Below are 21213 nucleotides of genomic sequence, written 5' to 3'. Positions count from 1 at the left end.
GCCACCGGATTTTTCGACCTCTTGCCCACCGCCTCCCTATGCGCACACCCCGCTTTTACGCGTTCCGCAAACGCAGTGGCTGGTATCAGCTGTTTCCCAATACCACCATCGTGCTGTTCTTCCTCACCATGGGCGTAATGCTGTGGACACTGGATGCACGCGAAGCCGAGCAGCAAAAAAGCAATCTGGCCCGCGATGCCCTGTGGGCAGAACAAACCCTGCAACTGAAGCTGGAAGACAATCTGGCCCAGCTGACCGACCTGGCCCGCAGCATGGGCAGCGGCGAAACCGACGAAGCCGGCTTCCAGACCCAGGCCTCACAGCTATTGGCCAACACCCCGGAAATGCTGGCGCTGGCGCGCAGCGACAGCCACGGCATCCTGCGCTGGACCGCACCCTATGAAGATGGCCCGCTGGCACCCGGCGGCAACATCCAGGCAAGGGAGGCCTTCAAGCTGGCCCAGCAAAACGGGCGCTTTGCCTACAGCGCACCGTTTCGGCGCAGCAATGGCAGCTGGCGTTACGAGCTGCACATACCGCTGTACCAGAACGGCCAGTTCAACGGCATGCTGGTGGCGATGTTTGATGCCGACAATGTGGTCAGACGGCTGCCACCGGCCTGGTTCAGCGAAAAATACCAGCTGGAACTACAAACCCGCGATGGCAGCACCATTGCCTACAATGCCCAGAACCGCCTGCGCAGCGGCGTGGCAGAAAAACTGGAACTGCCCGGCACCGGGCTGGTGATTACCGCCCGCCCGGTAAAAGGCGCGATGACCCAGGCCCGGCTGCTGCAGCTGGGACTGATTGCCGGCATGGTGCTGCTTACCCTGCTCAGCCTGCTCAGCCTCAACCGCCATATCCGCGGCCGGGTGGAGGCCGAGCGCGAGCGCGACCGGGTATACCGGCTGTCGCAAGAAATGCTGGGCGTGGTACGGCGCGACACCACCATCCTGCAACTGAATCCGGCCTTTGAAAAAGGCTTGGGCTACAGCGCGGACGAGCTGTTGGGCACCTCCTTCCTTAACTACCTGCTGCCGGAAGAGCGGGAAAGTGCGCGCGACAGCTTCGAGCGCCTGTTCGATACCGGCGGGGCCGACCGCTTTGTCCAGACCCGTATTCTCACCCGCAGTGGCGAAATCCGCTGGATCGTCTGGGCACTCAGCCCCCTGGCAGATAGTGGCGTGGCCTATGTATCCGGCCGCGACATCACCGCCGAAAAACAGGCCGAACAGGCACTGCGCCAGGAATCCGCCTTCCGCAAGGCGATGGAGGACTCGTTGGTGGTGGGCATTCGCGCCATCGACCTGCACGGGCGTATTACCTATGTAAACCCTTCTTTCTGTGCGCTGACCGGCTATAGCGAACAGGAACTGCTGGGCCTGGCCCCGCCCTACCCCTACTGGCGGCAAGGCCCGCAGGGAGAAGGCAATCGGCGTGACCTGGACGATACCCTGGCCGGCGATGCACCGCCCGAGGGCTTCCAGTCCATCCTGCAGCGCAAGAATGGTGAGGTGTTCGATGCCCACATTCTGGCCTCACCACTGATTGACGCGCGCGGCCACCATACCGGCTGGATGGCAGTACTCACCGACATTACCGAACGACTGGAAGCACAACGCCGGCTGGAAGCCTCACACGACCGTTTTCTCACCGTGATCGAAGGGCTGGATGCCGCCGTCGCCGTGGTAGACCCGGCCACGCTGGAGCTGCTGTTCTGCAACCAGCGCTACCAGCAATGGTTTACCCCGGATCAGCCGGCGGATAGCCAGCTGGGCTATTGCGACTTGCGCCTGGTGGAGCTGATGCGCAGCGCCCGCGACGTGGACATGGAAGTGTGGATGGACCCACCCTCGCGCTGGATTTCCATGCGCCGGCGCAGCATACGCTGGGTGAATGGCCGCATCGTGTCCATGACCATCCTCACCGACACCACCCAGCAGCATGATGCCGAAGAACGCTACCAGCAGCAGATGCAGCAACTGCAATCCACCTCGCGCCTGGTCACCATGGGCGAGATGGCCTCCACCCTGGCGCACGAACTGAACCAGCCGCTATCGGCCATTGCCAACTACCAGGCCGGCTGCATCGAACGCATCCGCCAGGGCAAGGCCACCCCGGAAGCACTGTTGCCGGTGATGGAAAAGATTACCGCCCAGGCCGAACGTGCCGGCACCGTGGTGCGACGCATCCGCGAATTCGTCAAGCAAAGCGAACCGGACCGCAAAACCTGCCAGCTCACCGACATCATCGAAGCCTCGCTGGCCATTGCCGACATCGAAGCGCGCCGCCAGGCCGCCACCATCGACATCCGGCTGGAACAAAACCTGCCTGCGCTCTATGTCGACCCCATCCTGGTGGAACAGGTGCTGCTCAACCTGATCAAGAACGGCATCGAAGCCATGCAGGATTGCCCGCCCGCCGAACGCGTGCTGCACGTAGAGGCAAGACAGCTCAACCCGCGCCGTATCGAAGTCGCCATCAGCGATCACGGCCATGGCGTGCCGCTAGACCTGAAAGAACGCCTGTTCGATGCCTTCTTCACCACCAAGGCCGAGGGCATGGGCATGGGCCTGAACATCTGCCGCACCATCATCGAGTTCCACGAAGGCCAATTGTGGGTGGAAGACAATCACGGTGGTGGTAGTATTTTCCGATTCACGCTACCGGTGTCCGAAACATGAGTGCCAGCTCTCCCCAGGTTCACATCGTCGATGACGACGAAGCATTCCGTGACTCGCTGGTTTTCCTGCTGGAAAGCCATGATTACGCCATCTCCTGCCACGCCAGCGCCGAGGCCCTGCTGGAAAGCTTCCAGCCGCGCGGGGCCGGCTGCCTGATTGTTGATATCCGCATGCCCGGCATGAGCGGGCTGGAACTGTTTGACGAACTGAGTACACGCAATAATCCCTGGCCGGTCATCTTTATCACCGGCCATGGCGATGTGCCGATGGCGGTGCAGGCAGTCAAGCGCGGCGCACACGACTTTCTGGAAAAACCGTTCAACCAGCAGGCCCTGCTCAATACCGTGGACAGTGCACTGGCACTGAGCCAGCAGCAGCAGGTCAGCAGCGCCGCCCGCGACCGCGTGGCCGAATGCCTGGCCTCGCTCACCATCCGCGAACGCGAAGTGCTGGACAAGGTGGTGGAAGGCAAGATGAACAAGGTGATTGCCGACGAGCTGGGCATCAGCATCAAGACGGTGGAAGCCCATCGCGGCAAGATGATGGACAAGATGAAGGTGCGCTCCATTGCCGACCTGGTACAGGCGGTGATGGCCAACCGCTAGTGCCTGCCCCGGGGAAGCCCTGCAGAATCAGGATAATCCCTAATGGAAACAGCACTTTCCATTGCGTAATATGTCAATTCACCCTGCTTGTGACCGCACCCTTGACCGCGGATGCAGGCTGCGCTTGCACGGCGTTGACATGGGGTGAAAGTTAACCCTCCGTCGGAGCCTGGCTCTGACCCTGCAGACCCCGACCAGTCACACTGGCGGGGTGTTTTTTTGTCTGTGCCATCACTCCGGATTCCCAAGCTGCGCTGCACAAGGCGGGACTGCGCGCGAAGTCAACACCATGACAAGGCCGATCGCCCAGACCGGAGGAGCAATGGGATAAAGCAGCATGGAATACCACAACATCATCATCTTGCTCTCGTCATGTAACAAGGCCGACAGCAGCGACGGCAGGCCAAGGGCAAGCACTACCAGCACATTCATGATGGCCAGCAGCCAATGCCCACGGCGATAGCGCTGCTCACGCGCCGGTTGCCGGACCAGGGGCGAAACTTCGTGTTTGGCAAACAGCACCAGCACGGCAATGAACACCAGCAGGTAAGACAACGGCCCCAAGATAATGAGCACCGTGCTGAATACCAACTCGCTCAGTACCAACACCGGGATAAAAACATTCCATTTGGCCAGACGCATGATTTCCCCTGTCTTCATTGCGGTCAGCCCTGCTGACAATGACAGGCCGACCATGATCGGTGCCAGCAAGCCTCCGAAGTGAGGCGTGCCACAGCCATCGATAGCTTACATTCAATTGTCATTAATTGGCAGCGCCGTGCAGACGTATGGCAAGAACACAGCCAGTGGCGGACAAAAAAATGCCCGGCATCACCGGGCGAGAGACAAAGTACTACACAAAGCACAAGGAAATCAGCGGTACCGGAAATGTGCGCGTTTCACATTGCACAGTACTTCATAGGAGATAGTGCCGGCCTGGGCCGCCACTTCATTGATATGCACGGTGTCGCCCCATAGCTCGACTTCGCTGCCGATGCCGGCTTGCGGCAGGTCGGTCAGGTCCACCGTCATCATGTCCATCGACACGCGGCCAATCACCCGCGAACGCACGCCATCAATCGCCACCGGGCTGCCGGTGGAAGCCAGACGCGGATAACCATCGGCATAACCGCAGGCAATCAGGCCCACGCGGGTGGGACGCTCGGCCACGAAACTGGCACCGTAGCCTACCGGCTCGCCGGCGGCCAGTTCACGCACGCCAAACACACGCGATGTCAGTCGCATCACCGGCTTGAGCGCAGCGCCCTGATCGAAACCGGCTGGCAGCGGCGAGGCACCGTACAGCATGATGCCGGCGCGGTTCCACTGACGGTGCGAGCGTTCGTGGCACAGGATGCCCGCCGAGTTGGCAATACTCTCCTCGCCCGGCAGATAGCGACAAACGCTGTCAAAGACTTCCAGCTGGGCATGGGTAGCAGACAATTGCGGTTCGTCGGCGCGGGCAAAGTGGCTCATCTTGACGATCTTGCCCACCTTGCCGCTGGCCATCAGCTTGCAATGCGCGGCGGCGTAGTCCTGCGGGAAGAAACCGGCGCGATGCATGCCGGAATCCATCTTCAACCATACGGTGTAGGGCTTGGCTGGATTGGCCTGCAGCACCATGTCCAGCTGTTGCTGGCTTTGCACCACAAACCACAAACCATGCGCTTCGACATCGGCCAGCTCAGCCGCTTCGAACACACCTTCCAGCAGCACGATGGGCAAGGTCACCCCGCCTTCGCGTAGCTGGATGGCCTCTTCCAGACAGGCCACGGCAAAGCCGTCGGCTACATCGGCCAGCGCTGCGGCACAATGCACGGCACCATGGCCGTAGGCATTGGCCTTGATCACGGCAAGTGTCGGGCCTCCGGCCAGTTGCCTGGCCAACAGATAGTTATGACGCAGGTTTTCCAGCCGGATACTGGCAATCAGCGGGCGCATCGACTCAGGCCCCGGCGTTGGCGGTACGGCTGTGCATCGGCACCACCAGGGTTTCGCCCTGCTTGGCGTAACGCTGGATGGACAGGCCGTCCACGCTGATTTCCGGTTGTACGCCGACAATCTGGTCGGCCAGCACCTTGCCGGAACCGGCGCTCATGGTCCAGCCCAGCGTACCGTGACCGGTATTGAGCGACAGGTTGGCAAAGCGGGTGGCACCGATAATGGGCGTGCCATCCGGGGTCATCGGACGCAAGCCGGTCCAGAAAGTAGCCGCCGGGATATCGCCGCCATCCGGGTACAGGTCACCCACCACCATTTCCAGCGTTTCGCGACGACGCGGGTTGAGGTCCAGGTTGTAACCGGCCAGCTCGGCCATGCCGCCCACGCGGATGCGGTCGTTGAAGCGGGTAATGGCCACCTTGTAGGTTTCGTCCAGAATGGTGGAAACCGGAGCCATGGCGGGGCTGGTGATCGGCACGGTCAGCGAGTAGCCCTTGACCGGGTATACCGGAATATCAATGCCCAGGTTTTGCAGCAGGTCACGCGAGTAGCTGCCCAGTGCCACCACGTAGTGGTCGGCAGTCAGCATTTCGTCGCCGATGCGCACGCCGGTGATGCGGCCGTTATGGGTTTCGATGGCGGAGATATTGACGCCAAAGCGGAACTTCACGCCCTTGGCGGCAGCCAGTTCGGCCAGACGGCTGGTAAACAGATTGCAGTCGCCGGTTTCGTCGTTCGGCAATTGCAGGCCGCCGGTCAGCTTGTGCTTGACCTTGGCCAGTGCCGGCTCGATGCGGGCACAGCCATCCGGGTCCAGCACATTGAAGTCCACGCCGCACTCTTTCAGTACGGCGATATCCTTGGCCATGCCTTCTACTTGTGCCTGCGAGCGGAACAGCTGCAGAGTACCGCCCTGACGGCCTTCGTAATCCAGGCCGGTTTCGGCACGCAGGTCCTTGATCATGTCGCGGCTGTATTCCGCCAGACGCATCATGCGGCTCTTGTTGAGGGCGTAGGATTTTTCATTGCAGTTGGCCAGCATCTTGGCAATCCACTGCAACTGGTAAACGCTGCCATCCGGCTGAATGGCCAGCGGCGCATGGCGCTGGAACATCCACTTGATGGCTTTGGTGGGAATACCCGGGGCCGCCCACGGTGCGGAATAGCCCGGGGAGATCTGGCCAGCATTGCCGAAACTGGTCTCCAGTGCCACGCCATCCTGACGCTCCAGAACAGTCACCTCAACGCCAGCCTTGGCCAGATACCATGCAGTGGATACACCCACCACGCCGCCACCCAGTACGATTACCTTCATTTCCTCTTTCTCCGTGCCGCGCATCATGCGCTTAGTGATTTTATGTAGTATATTTATTTCAATGCAGTTTTATTCACCAAAGTATTAGTAAATCTCATTCAAATTTCTTGTAAAAATCAAGATTGGTAGTGAATCATGAAAGTGAAACATACCCACGCCCGTGAGCTGGACAAGATCGATCTTAAGATATTGAAATGGTTGCAGAAAAATGGCCGCATCGCCATGACGGAGCTGGCAGAAAAGGTGGGACTGTCCACCACGCCCTGCACCGAACGGGTAAGGCGGCTGGAGCGCGACGGCGTGATCGAAGGCTATTACGCCCGGCTCAACCCGCACGCCATGGGCGCGTCACTGCTGGTATTCGTGGAGATCAAGCTGTCGGCCAAGTCGGGCAATATCTTTGATGCCTTCCGCCGCGAAATCCAGAACATCCCGGAAATCCTGGAATGCCATCTGGTGTCCGGCGAATACGATTACCTGATCAAGGCCCGCATTCCGGACATGTCCATGTACCGCAAGCTGCTGGGGGAAATCCTGCTGCAGCTGCCCAATGCCAATGAGTCACGCAGCTATGTGGTGATGGAGGAAGTGAAGGAAACCCATATGCTGGCTCTGCCGGAATAGGCGGCAGCCAGTGAAGGTCGGCAGCAGGCTGTACCTGCTGCCAGCACAGGCCTGTTCTGACTTGCCATCCAAAACCCCGGCCACGTATACCGGAGTGGTTTACTGCAGTTTTTCATGCAAGAAGTCATTGCAACGGTTTGCGCAGGCTCCACACCATGCGGCACACTCGCCGGCATTGGGGTGAGGCCGCTGGCGCAAACGTACCGCAGCTTAACCACAACCGGAGCACCCCATGTTCGGATTCAAGCGCGACAAACAGGACAAGCCTGCATACCTCAGGCAGCTACACCAGTTCAGCGCCATGCTGGATTACGTGGACAACCTGATCATGCTGGCGGACACCACGCCGGACAACACCATTTTCTACATGAACCACACCGCGCGCGATGCATTGGCACAGCATCGCAATATGATGAACCAGAAGTTTCGCTCCGGTGTGGATGTCAGCAATGCCTTTCAGCACAGCATCCACCAGTTTCACCGCGACCCGGAACGAATCCGCCAGATCCTGCGCGATATCGCAGCGCGGCGCATCAACCACCACGAGGCGCTGATTCCGGTTGGCAGCGTCACCTTCAAAACCAAGGTGTTTCCCATCTGGGACGAACAGGACAGCAACAAGCTGCTGTGCTTCATGGCCAGCTTTCAGGACATTTCCTCGGAACTGGAAGCACAACGCTTGCGCGATGCCAATGACCAGCGCCGGCTGTTTCTGGAAGATCGCATCGATGAGTTGTCCAGCAATATCCAGGCCATGACCACCACCATAGAAATGGTGGCCCAGCGCACCTCCTCCGCCTCCAACTCCTCGGAGGAAATGCTCAAGCGTGCACGCGATGGCAAGGGCATGATCGAAAACAATGCCACGGCCATGCGTGCGGTCAGCAAGCTGGTAAGCAGTACCGCAGATAATCTGGGTTCGCTGGGTCAGCAATCGGAAACCATCGGCCAGATTGTCAGCGTGATCAAGGACATCGCCGACCAAACCAATCTGCTGGCCTTGAATGCCGCCATCGAAGCCGCACGGGCCGGGGAGATGGGGCGCGGCTTTGCCGTGGTGGCGGACGAGGTACGCAAGCTGGCCGAGCGCACCACCAAGGCCACCCAGGAAATCGGCACCATGATTCGCGACATCCAGCAGGAGGTAAGCAGCAATATCAGCGCCATGGACAAAGGGCGCGAACAGGTAAAGACCACAGAACGTGACTTTGCCGCTGCCGAGGCGGCCATCGCCGCCATTGTTGAAGAAATCAACCGGGTGCGCGATGTGGTGATAGAAATCGCCAACGCGGCTGAAGAACAGGCAGCCACTGCGCAGGATATCAGCGACAAGCTGGGAGAAATCGCCCGTCACTGATACCGACAACACCCGGCAGGCAGCCCTCTTGCCAGCGCTACTGCCTGCGTTTACTGTGAGGGCTGTTCTCCCCAGCCCTTTTCTTTAATTCATGAGCCTGCAATCCGTCCGCGATTTTTTTGCCAGCCGCCAACTGGACATCCCCATCATCGAACTGGAAGTCAGCACCGCCACCGTGGCGCTGGCCGCCCAAGCCCACGGCGTGGAGCCGGGGCGCATTGCCAAAACCCTGTCTTTTCGCCTGAATGGCGGCGAGGTGATCATTCTGGTCACCCGCGGCGATGCCCGCATCGACAACCGCAAGTTCAAGGAAGCCTTTGGCAAGGGCAAGATGCTGGCGGTGGAAGAAGTGGTGGAGCTGACCGGCCACCCGGTAGGCGGTGTCTGCCCGTTTGGCCTGGCGCAGCCGCTACCGGTCTATATGGATGCCTCGCTGCGCGACTTTGACGAGGTACTCCCGGCTGCCGGTGCCATTCACAGCGCAGTGCGCATCAGCCCGGCGCTGATGGCCGAGATTACCGATGCCCGCTGGGTGGATGTGTGCCAGTCCAGCGCCGATAGCGGCAGCGTCAGCACACTCACTGCCGCAGCCAGTTAAGCCGCGTTCAGGCGGCGGCATAGCGCAGCATGGCGCTGCGGTCTATGCCCACCGCCAGCGTGCCGCCCACCTGCAAGTTGGCACCATAGCGCGCCAGCTCACGCGCCGACAAGGTCAGCGTCAGTTCCCCTTGCGTGCTGGCCACCGTCACCCGCACGCCATCAGCCAGTTGGATGATGCGTTGTACCTGTGCCAGCGGCTGGTCCGCGCCCAGGCACAGGGCCTGCTCCGGCACCACGCCCTCCTCCAGCACGTTTTCATAGCCGATGAAGCGCGCCAGCCAGGGTGTGGCTGGTGCTGCCAGCAGTTGCGCCGGGCTGGCACACTGCACAATGCGGCCACCCCTGAGCACGGCCACCCGGTCGGCCAGGGCAAACGCCTCTTCCCGGTCGTGGGTCACCAGCATGGCCGGCATGCACTGACGCTGTAATTGCTGGCGGAACTCCAGCTGCAACTGGCGGCGCAGGTCGGCATCCAGGCTGGAAAACGGCTCGTCCAGCAATAGCAGCCGCGGTGTGGTCACCAGCGCCCGCGCCAGTGCCACGCGCTGTTGCTCGCCGCCGGACAAGGTCCACACCTTGCGCGTTTCCATGCCGGCCAGCCCCAGTTGCTGCAAACAGGCGCGCGCCTGCTGCTGTGCCGCCAGGCGGGCCATGCCGCGCTCCCGCAGGCCGAAGCAGACATTACCCAGCACATCCAGGTGCGGAAACAGCGCAAAATCCTGAAACATCAGCGCAAAGCCACGCTGTTCCACCGGCACCGCAGCCAGATCCTGCCCGGCAAACAGGATGCGCCCGCCGTCCACCGGCTCCAGCCCGGCAATCATCTTCAGCAAGGTGCTCTTGCCGCCACCGGACGGCCCCAGCAAGGCCAGCACCTCGCCCTTGGCCAGTTGCAGGCTCAGCCGGTCGGCCACCAGCTTGTCGCCAAAGCGCTTGCATACCCCATCCAGTTGCAGCATGTCAGGACTCCTTCTTCAATGGGCGCTCGGCAGCCGATGGCCATTCGATCGCCACAAACGCCAGCAAGGCCAGCAGCATCAGCACGGCGGACAACAACATGGCCAGCGCGGCATTGTCCGGACCGGGCCGACCCAGCCGCTGGTAAATCAGCGTGGTGAGCGTCAGCCACTCCGGCCGCGACAAAAACAGGGTGACGGCAAACTCGCCCAGCGCGGTGGCAGCGGCAAAAGCCAGGCCACGGCGGAAAGCCGGTTGCAACAAGGGCCACAACACCCGGGTAAAGGTTCGCAGCGGCGAAGCCCCCAGGCTGCGCGCCGCCTGCGGCCAATGCGGCGGCAGGCTGTCCAGCGCACCGGCCAGGCTACGCGCCACAAAGGGATAGGCCAGCAAGGCATAGGTGGCCAGCAGCAAGGCAAGACTGGCCGTCCATTGCGGATAGAGCAGCAACAGGCCAAACGCCAGGCACACCGGCGACACGATGAAGGGCAGAAAGGCCAACGCCCGCAAAGCGAGACTGGTGCGTGCGGCCAGCGCATGCAGGCAGCCCAGCCCCGCCGCCATCAGCACTGCCAGCGCACTGAAACGGGCAGAGTTGAGCAAGGCCAGACGCACATCTTCATCCGCCAGCACCTCCGGCCCCAGCAGCCACCAGGCCTGAGCGGCCTTCCACAGCACGGCCAGCAGCGGCAAACCGCCAAACAACAGCAGCACCCCCAGCGCGGCCAACAGTTGCAGCCATTGTGCGCCATGCGGCGGGCGCGGCAGCAGCGGGTCCACCTTCAGCGGTGCAGCCAGCCTGCGTTCCAGCCAGGCATACAGCGTGGCCATCAGCCCGGTCACCAGCAGCATCAGCAAGGCCAGCGCACCGGCATCCGCCAGATTCAGCTCGTAAGCCACCAACTGGTAGATTTCCACCTCCACCGTGGCATAACGCTGTCCGCCCAGCAGCAGCGCCAGACCAAAACCGGAAAAGCAATACAAAAACACCAGGCACAGCGCCGACCACAACCAAGGCCGCACTGCCGGCCACTCCACCCGCCAGAACACCCGCCACGGCGTGGCGCCCAGTGTGCGCGCCGCCGCAATCCGGCTGGCCGGTATCTGGGACAAGCCTTCACACGCGGCACGAATCACCAGTGGCAGATTGAAAAACAGATTGCCGTACAGCAACAGCCAGGGCGTGTCCTGCAGATTGATGCCAAGCAAGCCTTGCGGGCCGAACAGCGCCAGCACGCCCATGCCCGCCACCAGCGTGGGCATGACAAAGGGCAGCATCAGCAGGCGCAATGTCAGGCTGCGCCCCGGAAACTGATAGCGCGCCAGACACCAGGCCAGCGGCAGGCCCACCAGCAGCGCGGCCACACAGCTGGCCGCCGCTTGCAGCAGGGACCAGACAATACGCCATTGCAGGTAGGAATCGGCCAGCAGGCCAACAGAAAATTGCCCCTGCCCCTCTTGCAGCAAACGCAGCAAGGGCAGGATGGACATCAGCAGCAGAAAGACCAGCGGCAACAGCGCCAGCGCAAGGGTACGGCGGCGCGCTGTCATGCATGGTCCTGCTGGAAAGGCCAATCGGCCACCAGCACGTCTTCCGGACCGTCCTCCGGGTCTTCCACCCGCTCCAGCCAGCGAAAGCCCAGCCGGGCCGCCAGTTGCTGCGAGGGCAGATTGTCCGGGCTGATGGACAAGACAAAACGCTTTACCCCGGCGGTGTGCGCTGCCCAGTCGGCACAGGCCAGCAAGGCTTCGGTGGCATAACCCTGACGACGGAATTCCGGCAGCACGGTATAGCCCAACTCCACATCACCGCGCCCCTTCAGGTAAGGGTGGCCCGGACAGGTGTGAAAGTTGATATGCCCCACCAGCTGGCCGGTTTCGCGCAACAGCATGGCGCGCATCGACCATGGCGCATAGTCCGGCTCGTTTTCCATCTGGTCCAGCCGCAGCGACATCACTGCCGCCTCCTCCAGCCAGCTGATGGGCAAGGGTGCGCCCAGCCAGCGCGCCGCTTCGGCCAGCCGCGCCTGCATGCTGGCCCGCAGCATGTCCGGCGTCAGATGACGCAGGATCAGCCGCGGGCTGAGGATGTCGGCAATCGCGGGGCTGGCCTGCATTACTGGCCGGACTTCAACACGATGCGGGTCCACTTGCCCACCCAGGCGGTGGTCTTGGCGGCAATCTGGCGGCTATCCGGCGTGGTGTGCGCCGTCGGCTTTTCTGCATGCTGGAATACCGGGTCCAGCGCAGTGCCCGGCTGCACCGGGTACATCCACATGCTGGTGGGAATATCCTTCTGCACCGCGTCCGAACGCAGGAATTCGACAAACTTGCGCGCCAGTGCCGCTTCCTTGCCGCCCTTCACCAGCGCCGCGCCTTCCACTTGCTGGAACACGGCACCGGGCAACAACAGGTTGCCCGTTGGCGAAGCGGTCAGTTTTTCCTTGCTGTAGAACACTTCCGCCGCCGGGCTGGTGGCATAGCTCACCACGATGGGGCGCGCACCGCCATTGCGGGAGAAATCAGTGTAATAGGCTTCGGTCCAGCCCTTGCTCACCTTCACGCCGTTATCACGCAGCTTGCCCCAGAAGGCCATGGCCTTGGCTTCACCCATGGCGGAAATGGTGGACAGCAAAAAAGCCAGGCCGGGGCTGGAGGTGGCCGGGTTTTCCACCACCAGCAGGTCCTTGTAGGCCGGGCGGGTCAGGTCATCCAGCGTTTTGGGCAGCGGCAGCTGCTTTTTGGCAAACCAGGCCTTGTCGTAGTTGAGCGTGACATAGCCGTAATCGATGCTCACCGCGCCGGGCAGCGACACCACGCCGCCCTTGTCGCTCATCGGCAGCAGCACGCCAGCGGCCTCGGCCTTGCCAATCAGGGTATTGTCGATACCGTACACCACGTCGGCAATCGGGTTGGCACGGGTCAGGATCAGCTTGTTGACCATCTCGCCGGCATCCCCTGCCTTGATGATGCTCAGCTTCACGCCGTTCTGCTTTTCAAACTCGGCCAGCAACGGTTTGGCCACGGCAAAGGAAGCATGCGTCAGCACGCGCAATTCGGCAGCCTGGGACAGGCCGGCAAACAGCAGTGCAGCCAGCAAGGTAGTGGTTTTGAACAATTGCATGACATTCTCCGTGCGACAAAGCGCAATCGCCGGAGCAAGCGGAACAACAGATGGTGGGTCCTTCTGCATCACGCTCCCTCCGCTGGCATTATCCAGTTCAGGTTCTAGGGTGTTTCTCAGCCCGTAACAGCGGCACCCCTGGTGACTGGCGTGGCCCGTAGTGGCGCACGCCGACATGTTTGCTGGTCCTTCGCTTACAAAGCGTTACCGATTTTTCACGGAAATTAACACCCTGCCGCCAACAAACAATGGATTGTACACACTTTCCCACCATGATGAATTCACAACAACAGCACGCTTGTTCAACCGCAGCAACTACAGATAACCCAGGGAGCACCACCATGAAACTGACCACCCGCATCATGCTGATCAGCCTGTCCGCCGTCACCTTTGCCACCTTGTCCGCCAGCGCCTCGGCAGAAACCGAATGGCAAAAACAGCACCCGCGCCGCGCTGAAGTGAACCACCGTCTGGCCAATCAGGACAAGCGCATTCACCAGGAACGCAAGGAAGGTGAAATCGGCAAGCAGAAAGCCCGTGAACTGCACCAGCAAGACCGCGCCATCCGCCAGCAGGAACGTGCCGATGCCCGCAAGAACCACGGTCATATCAGCAAGCAGGAACAAAAAACCCTGAACCGGGAAGAAAACACCGTCAGCAAGGAAATCGGCAAGTAAAATCCAGCCGTGAGCCGGCTAACTGCCGGCACTATCCTACCGCTCCCCGCAACGCGGCAGCAGCCCTCTGCCTGCCCGTGTTGCGGGCCGGTCTTTGCTGCGAGGCCATTCGTGAACACTGCCATCCGTCTGCTTCTGCTTGCTTTGCTACCGTTACAGGCCTGGGCCGGCATCGGTGTGGAAGGCGCACGTCACCTGCTGTCCCGCACCGGCTTTGGGGCCAATCCGGCCCAGATCGCCCTGTATGCACCGCTCAGCCGCCAGCAGGCGGTGGACCGGCTGCTCGATTACCTCAGCTACAGCGCCCTCACCGCCCCGCCCGCCTGGGTCAACGAACCGTTTGAACGACCGGGCAAACCCAATCTGAGCGAAGACGAAAAGAAAGCCCTGCAAAAAGAGCGCAACGAACATGCGCAGGAATTGCGCGGCTGGTGGTTGGAGGAAATGCGCATCAGCCCCAGCCCGCTGACCGAAAAGATGACCCTGTTCTGGCACAACCATTTTGTTTCCGGCCTGGATAAAGTGGGCGTGCCGCAGCTGATGTATCAACAGAATGTTTTGCTGCGCAAGCAGGCGCTGGGCAATTTCGGCCAGCTATTACATGCCATCGCCCGCGACCCGGCCATGATGCGCTACCTGGACACGGTGAATAACCGCAAGGGCCAGCCCAATGAAAACTTTGCCCGCGAGGTGATGGAGCTGTTCACCCTGGGCGAAGGCCATTACAGCGAACAGGACATCCGCGAAGCCGCCCGCGCCTTTACCGGCTGGTCGCTGGACAAGGATTTCCAATTCATCTACCGACCGAACCTGCATGACAACGGCGACAAGACCATCTTTGGCCAGCAGGGCAATTTCGATGGCGACGACGTGCTGGACATGCTGCTGCGCAAGCCGCAAACCGCCCGCTTTGTCACCCTCAAGCTATGGAAATACCTGGTCTCCCCCACACCGAACGAGGCCGACATCCAGCGCCTGTCCGCGCTGTTTTACCGCGACAATTATGAAATCCGCCCGCTGCTGCGCGCCATGCTGCTCACCCCGGCCTTCTGGAACAGCCAGGGCCAGCTGGTGAAATCGCCAGTGGAGCTGACCGTGGGCACGCTGGTGACCTTCGACCTCACCCCGCCGGACTGGCGCGCGCTGGCCGGACTCAACCGCCAACTGGGGCAGGACGTGTTCAACCCGCCCAATGTCAAGGGCTGGCCCGGTGGCGATGCCTGGATCAACAGCACCACCCTGCTCACCCGCAAACAGTTTCTCGACCGCCTGAGCCACGACGCCGCCCCCATCCGCAACAGCTTTGTCAGCGCCGATGGCCAGATGGACGAGCAACGTGGCCGCGAAGCGCGCATCCGCCGCCTGGTGCAGGCCGGTCTGCGCCCCATCAAGCTGCAACCGGACGAATGGGCCGCCATCTACCATGTCAACACTGCCGCCGATGCCACGCGCCTGCTGCTGGCGGTGCCCCCGGCCCAGCCCTTGCCCGCCGACATGAATGGCGCACAAGCCATTGCCCCGCTGCTGCTGGACCCGGCCTATCAAGTGCACTGAACCGATCACAAGGAAACCGCCATGTTTCAACGCCGCGAATTTCTCAAAGCCATGGGTGCCGGCCTGCTGGTATCGGTACTGCCCAATCTCAGCTATGCACTGGCCCCGGCCGGCTACCAGCGCCTGCTGGTACTGGTGGAACTCAAGGGCGGCAATGACGGGCTGAACACCGTCATCCCCTACAGCAGCGACGACTATTACCGCCTGCGCCCCAGCATCGGCATTGCCCGCCCGCAAGTACTGCAACTGAGCGAACAAGTGGGCCTGCACCCGGCCATGCAAAGCCTGCTGCCGCTGTGGCAAAACCAGGAAGTGGCCGTGCTGCAAGGCGTAGGCTACCCGGAGCCCAATCTGTCCCACTTCCGTTCCATTGAAATCTGGGAAACCGCCTCGGCCAGCAATCAGTATCTGGGCGAAGGCTGGCTCACCCGGCTGTTTCGCAGCCAGCCCACCCCGCCCGGTTTTGCTGCCGATGGCGTGGTGCTGTCCAGCCAGAATCTGGGGCCGCTGGATGGCGGCGCCCGCGCCGTGGTGCTGAGCAATCCGCAAGACTTTGCCCGTCAGGCCAAGCTGGCGGCGGACCAGCAAGCCGGTGCCCACAGCAGCGCGCTGTCCCACATCCTGAAAGTGGAAGGCGACATCCGCACCGCCGCCAGCGCCCTGCAACAAGCGCCCATGAAACCACCGGCCAACCCGGCCGACGCTCCCACCGCACCTCCCAAGGCCGCAGGCGGCTTTGCCCAGGCCATCAACACCCTGGCCGACATTCTGCAAAACGGCACCCGCATTGCCGTGGCGCGCATCACCCTTACCGGCTTTGACACCCACGGCAACCAGCAGCCCACCCAGGCCCGCCTGCTGGGCGAACTGGCCGACGGACTTGCCCTGCTCAAAACCCGCATGCAGGCCCAAGGCCGCTGGGACGACACCCTGGTATTGAGTTATGCCGAATTTGGCCGCCGCCCGCGCGAAAACGGCAATCGCGGCACCGACCACGGCACCGCCAACAACCACTTTCTGCTGGGCGGACGCGTCAAGGGCGGCCTGTACGGCCAGACCGCCCCGCTGGCCGGGCTGACCGATGGCAACCTGCCCTACGCCATCGACTTCCGCCAGCTGTACAGCACCGTGGTGCAAGACTGGTGGGGGAAAGACGCCACCAGCCTGTTCGGCCAGCGCTTTGGCCGGCTGCCCGTCTTGCGCGCCTAAGCCCGCAGCGCCTGTTTTTGCATGCGCTCGGCCAGGCGCAGATGACAGGCTGCCGCCAGTTTGATCAGCTCGCGCGTGCTGACCGGCAGCGCCCCACCCGCCGCCACACGCTCAGCCAAAGCCGCCAGCGTATTCACCTCGGCCTGCAAGGCCACCGTTTTGCCGGATGGCCGCCGCTGCCCCTGCTCGGCCTGATAGTGCAGGGAAATCAGCCAGCGCGACTGCTGCCAGTCCGCCTCCCCCGCCAATACCGACTCCCATACCGCCAGCCCCACCTGCCGCGCGGCTTCATCAGCCAGTGCATAGGCCAGTTGCAGCTTGTCGTGGTCTGGCCCTGTCTCCTTGCGCAAGACCGGTAGCAAGGTATCGTCCAGCCAGTGTTGCAGTTGTCTTGCCTGTGGCTTGCCGCAGGCGCACAGGACATCGCGCAGCTCTGTTTCGCTCAGGGTGAGCAGGGCCGGGCCGCTGGCGGGCGTCAGCAGGCAACCGGCCTTTTTGCCCAGCGCGGTTTGCAGGGCGGTTTCATCCCGGTATTTCAGCAGTTTGGCGATATCCGCCGCGACAAAGCGCGGGCCTTGTTCGAGCGGGAAGACACGGAGCTGCTTGCGATGAAAAGTAAACTTGCGAGGAGGACTAACAGAAGATAATGAATGACGCTTGCCCATAAACAGACTCCAAGTTGAACGGTTAGCTGCCAACTCGTCGCCAGGCGGGTGGCAGGCCAAAGCGGGGCTGGCGAACCGGTTACTTGGACCCGGCAGACCCGAAGGTCTCCCCACCTGGCCCGCCATAGAAACATCAATGCGTGCAGGTGTGCAAACAGGCTTATTAATTATTTTGCCTGTCCAAGCCGTAAACGGATCGCCAGACCCGACCATGTGGATTAACACAGCTTGGCAAGGCTAGGACCCGTAACTTGGGCCGACAAGAGTAAAGACCCCTGTAAGCACTGGCAAGATGTGCAGGTATGTCAGCATTTAGGATTTCCCCGTAACACCTGAGGGTACATGCCAGCGCATTGCAGGAAAAATCTTCACCGCGCATGGCTTTGACAAGGATCCAGCCCATAGGGCGGAAGCTCCGGAATTTACTGGGGCGTTCCGCCACGGTGCGAGTAGATACAACCTGTTTAAGTGGCGGAAATCATCAGGTTTTGCCTCCGCTCACGCGGATAGTGTTTTGCATTGCCGCTTCCGCGCGGCGGACGGGAAATAGGGCTTGCCTGGCCAAGCCCTATTTCATCTCCAAGGCCACCCCGGCAAGCATGGCCTGCGGCTGCCCGGCAGGTCCCGCCCGGTGCGAGGCGCGCCTGAACTCGCAATTTGCTAACGTCAAATCGCTCAGACAGGCAGGCCTTAACACCTCGCCCCGGCCACCCGTCGGCATGCTTGATGGGGCCCATGGGCGCGTTGGTGCGGTGGGGAATCAGGCGATGTGGGTGGCTTCGTGTGCCGAATCAAAACCACTAACAGTAGAACTTCTGCTTTCGACCCGAAGCCGTCATTCTAGACGTATTCATTGAACTACAGTAATTCGGCCAAAGCCGACGGTCAGCCTTTGGGCTGATTCTGACCGCTCTCTATCAGCTAGCCGCCGTTCTGCCATGAGATAACCGAATTCGTCGAAATTAAAATTTATAAGCCAAAATAAAAGAAGCGGTGGAGTTAGTGACCTTGACAGACTGGCTCATTCTGGAGGGGACAAGAAAGGTCGTCCCGCCATACGAAAAATCCTTGCTCCCAAGGTCAATATAGTTAAGCTCGAATTTCAAGGAAAATTGTTTCGAGCATATTTTCTCGATACCAATTCCGTATGTATATCCAATCATGGTTTTGGTATTGGTGCTGCTTACACCGGCGTCTAAAAATACATCGCCTGTTGTACCCGTTAAACCAGTTGCTGTTCTGGAGACCCGTCCGGAGGCGATTCCTGCCATCCCATAAATCATCGTTTGACTGTCGATGACGTATCCCAACTTTGCTTTGACGTTTACGAACGACTTGAGCTTTGTGCTTGAGGCGACGTGATTTGATGGACTTCCGAGTGTTGAGTCATAGGAGAGGAGGGTGCCGTTAGCTTTGCCATCCAATAAGCTGCCGCCAAGCTCCGCTCCGATAACGAAATTCTCGAACTGCCAGTTACGGCCCACGTTAAGGCCACCGATAGCGGCATTCGAATGGGAATCTCGTCCTCCGCTGCCGATGTAGTCTATCGATCCGGCTTGCGACCACGTAGCCATACCCTCGTGCACGGATAACTGGCTGTATCCAAGCGATACGCCAACATAATTACCATCAAAACTCTGGCTTTCCGCGTTTGAGATATTCGCGGCAAATAGCATGGAAACGGCACACGCGGACCGAAATCCGATAATCGAAAATTTCATGGGATCCCAAATATGGACTAAATAATTTAAGCTGGCTGGTTTGCACGGAAAACGAAACCACACGCTAACATGACCGGTGGCAACAACTCAAGCCCACATAAAGTCGCACCGCCATGAAAACCGGTGATGAAAAAATCAGACTCGGATCTCTCTATATTTGCCTGATGAATGTTAGCAAAACGGTGGCTTTTGTACGTCAACCCATGCGCTGATACTCTGCATCGAAAACCTGTCAAGGTCGATTTTAAGTCATAGAGATCAAGGGTAATCATCATAAGAGTAGTAGCTCCACGACTCAGAATAACTGCCACCGGATTGAGCGAACGCAACAAGCTGAGGATTTCGCATCCGCCGGAAAAACAAAGAGACCTTCAGGTTGCATGTCGCTTCAATGGCGGCTACGCGAACAACACCCGCCAATCAACTGAACTAGTGCCAGCGGCGGCTTTTGTCGATATGTCGATATTGGCCATCAGGCAGCTTTCAAACCGGAGCAGCGCCTCAAGTGTCCGGATTTAAGAAAAAGAGATCGGCCACTCCTGGCCGACACCAGCCATGTTAGCACGATGGCATTAACATATTCTTAGCCTGCATCAGTACTCCATCCACACCGTGTTTCGCTACCGCTAGCACCGCACCAATGCACTAACGGGCCCCGTCAAGCATGCCGACGGGTGGTCGGAGCGAGGTGTTAAGCGCCTGCAATGTTTGTGCGATTTGACCTTAGCAAATCGCGAGTTCAGGCGCGCCTAGCGCCGGGCGGACTCGGCTGGAAAATCATCCTCCGCATCTGCGAATACAAACTGTGCAGAAGTGGGAATTGGTCGGACAGGGAAACAGGGAATCAGAACAGAACAGGAAGTCAGCCCCTGCCCCACCGCAGCGTGAACAAAAAAAGGGCCTGGGCAAATTGCCCAGGCCTGGCTTGATGCACGATTAAAGCCGCAGATTGCAACGGGACAGACTCACTCGCAAACCCGGCGCCACCGGGTATGCCCCTACCTATATGCAAACACCGTGCCAGCTTTTTTACCGGCATGGCGTCGGGAAAAACCGACATTTTTTGCTGCATCGCACCAACAACAAGCCTGCCATGCACTGATTTCAGGATTTCCTGCACAACGCTGCAGCATGAGTACGCTATGATTAGCGCATGAATACGCCAGCCAACACCAATAAACCCGCGTCACCGCCAGAAGCGGAACTGCGCACACCGGAAAACGAGAACACCCTCGCTACCATGGCCATGCCGCTGGGGGAAACGGTGTTGACGCTCAGTGCCAGCGCGGCGCCCATTTATGGCATCCTGCACCGCAGCCGCGCCATGACAGGTCAATCAGATTTCTTCCGCCTGCAGTTTCGTGGTTTTGCCAGGATAGAAGGCAATCAATGGCAACATTACGCCAATGATGATGCACGCTTTCATACCACTTATAACTGCGCCTGGGTACGTGTGGATCACCCCAGTCACTCGGTCACCTTCGGCCCCAAAAATGGCGTGAACTGCACCGAAGCCTTTGCCGGACAAGGGCTGGATACCTTTCTGTTTGCCCAGACCATTGCCTGGGTCAAGGGTATTTATCCCGACTACGCCATCAGTCCGGGGATGATTGCCATTACCGGCAATGCCAGCGAAGAAGAGAAACTGCGCCGCAATGCCTTTTACGCCAGCCAGGGTTTCCAGTTTGACTGGCAGGATGCTGCACAGCGTACCGGCTTGTATTTCAAGGACAAGATCAGCCGCCTGCTGGGCGTATGGGACAAGGAGCATATTCAGGAAGTAGGCGGCGAAGCCATGTTGCAATCACTGGCAATGCAAGATGAGTCTCGCCTGGCGCTGGAAGAAAAGGTGGCGCTACTGGAGTCGGCTCACAGCAGCATGAAATCGGCCCTGCAAAAGGAGCGCAATACCTCGCAGATTTTGATGGGTGTGCTGATCATCGGCGTGATGCTGGCGCTTTGGGCAGTGATTTGATCTGATACCTGCGGTAATCGCTGTCGTTTTTAAAAGTTGAATCCTATAAAAAAACATGAGCATGCCCTAAGTCAAAGTGCAATCGGCACCGGGCAGCTAGCATGGAGCCTGGCTGGTGAAGGGAAACAGGCCGCAGTCCCTGCCCCACACATGCGGCAGCAGAAAAAACAATAAGACATGCGGCCTAAACATCAGCCAGTACAAC

At 60.2% G+C, this 21213-nt stretch carries 18 protein-coding genes and 1 riboswitch; of the genes, 9 read left to right on the top strand and 9 right to left on the bottom strand.

From position 1 onward, the window contains the following. The first annotated feature begins 38 nt into the window (after window positions 1-38). Together GSR16_RS05350 and GSR16_RS05345 are read left to right on the top strand one after the other, a co-directional pair. The gene (locus GSR16_RS05350; RefSeq protein ID WP_159875497.1) at window positions 39-2684 is read left to right on the top strand and encodes a PAS domain S-box protein; all 2646 of its coding nucleotides are present in this window, start codon (window positions 39-41) and stop codon (window positions 2682-2684) included. Next, entirely contained in the window at window positions 2681-3289 is a 609-nt protein-coding gene (locus tag GSR16_RS05345) for a response regulator transcription factor (RefSeq protein ID WP_159875496.1), read from the top strand. The genes GSR16_RS05350 and GSR16_RS05345 overlap by 4 nt, the downstream gene beginning before the upstream one ends. Window positions 3290-3520: 231 nt before the next feature. On the opposite strand, the gene GSR16_RS05340 is transcribed toward GSR16_RS05345, so the two are convergent. The 3 genes from GSR16_RS05340 to GSR16_RS05330 form a co-directional block, all read right to left on the bottom strand. Continuing rightward, entirely contained in the window at window positions 3521-4000 is a 480-nt protein-coding gene (locus tag GSR16_RS05340) for a hypothetical protein (protein ID WP_159875495.1), read from the bottom strand. A 162-nt stretch (window positions 4001-4162) separates the two neighbouring features. Continuing rightward, window positions 4163-5230 (bottom strand): alanine racemase, encoded by a 1068-nt coding sequence (alr, locus tag GSR16_RS05335; RefSeq protein WP_159875494.1) that lies wholly within the window; start codon window positions 5228-5230, stop codon window positions 4163-4165. Window positions 5231-5234: 4 nt separating this feature from the next. Further along, the gene (locus tag GSR16_RS05330) at window positions 5235-6545 is read right to left on the bottom strand and encodes a D-amino acid dehydrogenase (protein ID WP_159875493.1); all 1311 of its coding nucleotides are present in this window, start codon (window positions 6543-6545) and stop codon (window positions 5235-5237) included. A 135-nt stretch (window positions 6546-6680) separates the two neighbouring features. On the opposite strand from GSR16_RS05330, the gene GSR16_RS05325 reads away from it, so the two are divergent. The 3 genes from GSR16_RS05325 (at window position 6681) to GSR16_RS05315 (ending at window position 9124) form a co-directional block, all read left to right on the top strand. Beyond that, window positions 6681-7169: an Lrp/AsnC ligand binding domain-containing protein gene (locus GSR16_RS05325; RefSeq protein ID WP_045846107.1), complete on the top strand. Its 489-nt coding sequence runs from the start codon at window positions 6681-6683 to the stop codon at window positions 7167-7169. Window positions 7170-7401: 232 nt separating this feature from the next. Continuing rightward, complete coding sequence (locus tag GSR16_RS05320) at window positions 7402-8526, top strand: methyl-accepting chemotaxis protein (RefSeq protein WP_159875492.1); 1125 nt, start codon at window positions 7402-7404, stop codon at window positions 8524-8526. A gap of 91 nt (window positions 8527-8617) precedes the next feature. Continuing rightward, window positions 8618-9124 carry a YbaK/EbsC family protein gene (locus GSR16_RS05315; RefSeq protein WP_159875491.1) on the top strand — a complete coding sequence of 169 codons (507 nt, stop codon included), beginning with the start codon at window positions 8618-8620 and terminating at the stop codon, window positions 9122-9124. Window positions 9125-9131: 7 nt separating this feature from the next. Here the strand turns inward: GSR16_RS05315 and GSR16_RS05310 are convergent, their stop codons facing one another. From GSR16_RS05310 to GSR16_RS05295, 4 genes are read right to left on the bottom strand one after another with little or no spacing between them, the layout of a single operon-like run. Beyond that, entirely contained in the window at window positions 9132-10085 is a 954-nt protein-coding gene (locus GSR16_RS05310; protein ID WP_159875490.1) for an ABC transporter ATP-binding protein, read from the bottom strand. 1 nt (window position 10086) lies between these two features. Continuing rightward, a complete protein-coding gene (locus GSR16_RS05305) occupies window positions 10087-11634 on the bottom strand; it encodes an ABC transporter permease (protein WP_159875489.1) in 1548 nt (515 codons plus the stop codon). Beyond that, window positions 11631-12200 (bottom strand): GNAT family N-acetyltransferase, encoded by a 570-nt coding sequence (locus GSR16_RS05300; protein ID WP_159875488.1) that lies wholly within the window; start codon window positions 12198-12200, stop codon window positions 11631-11633. The genes GSR16_RS05305 and GSR16_RS05300 overlap by 4 nt, the downstream gene beginning before the upstream one ends. Next, on the bottom strand, window positions 12200-13201 hold the full coding sequence (locus GSR16_RS05295) for a thiamine ABC transporter substrate-binding protein (RefSeq protein WP_476726928.1): 1002 nt from the start codon (window positions 13199-13201) through the stop codon (window positions 12200-12202). The genes GSR16_RS05300 and GSR16_RS05295 overlap by 1 nt, the downstream gene beginning before the upstream one ends. Before the next feature lie 62 nt (window positions 13202-13263). Next, window positions 13264-13357, bottom strand: a riboswitch (TPP riboswitch). Between the two features lie 191 nt (window positions 13358-13548). On the opposite strand from GSR16_RS05295, the gene GSR16_RS05290 reads away from it, so the two are divergent. From GSR16_RS05290 to GSR16_RS05280, 3 genes are all read left to right on the top strand, one after another. Continuing rightward, window positions 13549-13884 carry a hypothetical protein gene (locus GSR16_RS05290; protein WP_167522554.1) on the top strand — a complete coding sequence of 112 codons (336 nt, stop codon included), beginning with the start codon at window positions 13549-13551 and terminating at the stop codon, window positions 13882-13884. A gap of 111 nt (window positions 13885-13995) precedes the next feature. After that, on the top strand, window positions 13996-15438 hold the full coding sequence (locus GSR16_RS05285; protein WP_240902605.1) for a DUF1800 domain-containing protein: 1443 nt from the start codon (window positions 13996-13998) through the stop codon (window positions 15436-15438). Window positions 15439-15459: 21 nt separating this feature from the next. Continuing rightward, window positions 15460-16647, top strand: coding sequence for a DUF1501 domain-containing protein (locus tag GSR16_RS05280; protein WP_159875485.1), 1188 nt, complete (start codon window positions 15460-15462; stop codon window positions 16645-16647). Here GSR16_RS05280 and GSR16_RS05275 read toward each other — a convergent pair. Both GSR16_RS05275 and GSR16_RS05270 read right to left on the bottom strand, forming a co-directional pair. Beyond that, window positions 16644-17312 carry a BRO-N domain-containing protein gene (locus GSR16_RS05275; RefSeq protein ID WP_159875484.1) on the bottom strand — a complete coding sequence of 223 codons (669 nt, stop codon included), beginning with the start codon at window positions 17310-17312 and terminating at the stop codon, window positions 16644-16646. The two genes, GSR16_RS05280 and GSR16_RS05275, sit on opposite strands and share 4 nt — an antisense overlap. A gap of 962 nt (window positions 17313-18274) precedes the next feature. Next, window positions 18275-19033 carry an outer membrane protein gene (locus GSR16_RS05270; protein WP_159875483.1) on the bottom strand — a complete coding sequence of 253 codons (759 nt, stop codon included), beginning with the start codon at window positions 19031-19033 and terminating at the stop codon, window positions 18275-18277. A gap of 1153 nt (window positions 19034-20186) precedes the next feature. On the opposite strand from GSR16_RS05270, the gene GSR16_RS05265 reads away from it, so the two are divergent. Continuing rightward, window positions 20187-21008: a hypothetical protein gene (locus GSR16_RS05265; RefSeq protein ID WP_159875482.1), complete on the top strand. Its 822-nt coding sequence runs from the start codon at window positions 20187-20189 to the stop codon at window positions 21006-21008. The last annotated feature ends 205 nt before the right edge of the window (window positions 21009-21213 follow it).

The sequence above is a fragment of the Aquitalea denitrificans genome (genome assembly GCF_009856625.1).
Taxonomy (GTDB): domain Bacteria; phylum Pseudomonadota; class Gammaproteobacteria; order Burkholderiales; family Chromobacteriaceae; genus Aquitalea; species Aquitalea denitrificans.
The sequence above is the reverse complement of the archived record's forward strand: the minus strand, read 5'-3'. Positions and strand labels throughout refer to the sequence as shown.